Consider the following 2,267-nt stretch of genomic DNA (forward strand, 5'->3'; position numbering starts at 1 on the left):
GCCCCGAGCTGGCGGGCCTGCGTTTCCGCACCGACGACAATTCGATCGCCGCCTCCGAGAAGGTCCGCGCCAACCTGCAGGCGAGATTCCCGGGCATGGAGTTCAAGCAGCCCGTGGTGGTCGGCGCCAAGGTCTCGGGCGAGCTGCTGCGCAGCGGGTTCATGGCCCTGGGGATCGCGCTCGTCCTGATGCTCATCTACATCTGGTTCCGCTTCCAGCTGCAGTTCGGCCTCGGCGCGGTGGTGGCGGTGTTCCACGACGTGGCCCTGACGCTTGGCCTCCTGTCGATCACGCAGATCGAGTTCTCGATGACCTCGATCGCAGCCCTGCTTACGGTCATCGGCTACTCGATGAACGAGAAGGTCATCACCTTCGACCGGCTTCGCGAGAACCTGCGCAAGTACAAGGTCACGCCCTTGCGCGAGGTCATCAACCGCTCCGAGAACGAGCGCCTCTCGCGTACGCTGATCACCGGCACGACGGCGATCCTGGCGCTGGCCGGGGCGTTCTTCCTGGGCGGCCCGGTGCTGTTCCCGCTGGTGGCCACCATGGTGTTCGGCATCGTCATCGGCACCTATTCGTCCGTCTACGTCGCCCTGCCGATCATCCTGCTCTGGGGCGTGAAGCGGAACGACGACCCGGCGGTTCCGCTGAAGCCGGCCAGCACCCGGCCCTAGCCTGTTGGCGCGCGTCGCCCCCAGCATCGACGCCTATGGCGATGGCGGATTCCGGCTGGATGGCGTCCGGCACGAGGGCTCCCTGCTGATCCTGCGCGACGAGCCGCGCGGCTGGGCGGTCGGCGCCCTGGCCGACCTGACGCTGGCCGACCTCGAGCCGGTGCTGGCTGCGGGCCGCGCGGACGTGGAGTTCGTGCTGCTTGGGACGGGCGCCCGAAACGCGCTGCCGCCACGCGAGGTGCGCGACGGACTGCGCGCCGTCGGTGTTGGCCTGGAGTTCATGGACACCCCCGCCGCGGCACGGCTGTACAACGTGCTCACCGCCGAGGGCCGCCGCCTGGCGGCCGCCCTGATCGCGGTTTGAGCCTGCGGCGAAACGCCCTATACCTGAGTCCAAGGGTAGGACTCAGAGGGACGTCACATGGCTGGTTTGCTCGCCAATTTCCGCAACACTTTGATCGTCAGCGTCATCCTGGCGCTCGTGATGGTCGGCGCCTACACGCAAGGGCCGCAGGGGACGGACGCCGCCTTCTGGCAGGCCGTGTTCCGCTGGCTGCACACCTTCTTCGGCATCCTGTGGATCGGGCTGCTCTACTACTTCAACTTCGTCCAGATCCGGAAGATGCCGGAGATCCCGGCCGAGCTGAAGCCCGCGGTCTCCAAGTACATCGCCCCCGAGGCGCTGTTCTGGTTCCGCTGGGCGGCCGTCGTGACGGTGGTGATGGGCGTGTTCGTCGCCTACGCCCGCGGCGCGGACTATGCGCATGAGGCCCTGACCTTCGGGCTGTTCGGCGGCTATGGCGTCGGCGACAACCGCTACGCCCTGCTGGGCGTCGGCATGTGGCTGGGCATCATCATGATGCTCAACGTCTGGGGCATCATCTGGCCGAACCAGAAGCGCGCCCTGGGCATCGTCGAGGCCGACGCCGACACCAAGGCGAAGGCGGCGCGCATGGCCATGCTTGGCTCGCGCACCAACCTCCTGCTGTCGATCCCGATGCTCACATCGATGACCATGACGCAGACCCTCTTCGGCTAGGGTCGCCCTGATCGGCGATAAGGCCCGCCGCGTGGCGGGCCTTTTTCGTTGAAAGATCCCACTGGCCGCGAACTCATGAGCGACGACCTCGACGACCTGATCCGGCGCATGGACCCCGACCGCTGGCTCTCCAGCCGGTTCATCGGCGACCCGGGTCTGCGCGCCGACGTCATCGCCCTCTATGCCTACGACCACGAATTGGCCCGCGCCCCGAAGGTGGCCTCCAACGCGCTGCTGGGCGAGATCCGCCTGACCTGGTGGCGTGAGGTGCTGGACGAGGCCTACGAGGGCCGTCCGGTCCGAGCCCATCCGACGGCGCAGGCGCTGGCGGGCGTGATCCAGCGGCATGAACTGCCGCGCGAGCCGTTGGAGGCGATGATCGACGCCCGCTACCGCGAGCTCGATGCGACGCCAATGAACAAGGCCGACGCCATGTCACTCGCCTTCGGAACGGCGGGCGCGGCCGCCACGCTCGCCATTGCGATGCTGGAGGGCGCCCCCATCGACAACACCTTCCCAAGCGGCTGGTCGGCCATGTGGGCGCTGTCGCG

4 protein-coding genes are annotated in these 2,267 nt (G+C 67.8%); all 4 read left to right on the plus strand.

Translation table 11 applies throughout. The annotated features are described in order from the left end of the window. The coding region (gene secF, locus QZV94_RS24655) for a protein translocase subunit SecF (RefSeq protein WP_293683057.1) at positions 1–677 on the plus strand (677 nt) is incomplete at its 5' end. A 4-nt stretch (positions 678–681) separates the two neighbouring features. After that, the gene (locus QZV94_RS24660; protein ID WP_293683059.1) at positions 682–1,041 is read left to right on the plus strand and encodes an MTH938/NDUFAF3 family protein; all 360 of its coding nucleotides are present in this window, start codon (positions 682–684) and stop codon (positions 1,039–1,041) included. A gap of 57 nt (positions 1,042–1,098) precedes the next feature. Then, a complete protein-coding gene (locus QZV94_RS24665) occupies positions 1,099–1,716 on the plus strand; it encodes a urate hydroxylase PuuD (RefSeq protein WP_293683061.1) in 618 nt (205 codons plus the stop codon). 75 nt (positions 1,717–1,791) lie between these two features. Then, positions 1,792–2,267: squalene/phytoene synthase family protein (locus QZV94_RS24670; protein ID WP_293683063.1), on the plus strand; the 476-nt coding region annotated here is incomplete at its 3' end.

Origin of the sequence: uncultured Phenylobacterium sp., from assembly GCF_902826855.1 — a bacterium.
In the GTDB taxonomy this organism is placed as follows: domain Bacteria; phylum Pseudomonadota; class Alphaproteobacteria; order Caulobacterales; family Caulobacteraceae; genus Phenylobacterium.

Coding starts and splice junctions, on each gene's coding strand:
- QZV94_RS24665 (WP_293683061.1), top strand. CDS start 1,099: ATGGCTGGTTTGCTCGCCAATTTCCGCAACACTTTGATCGTCAGCGTC.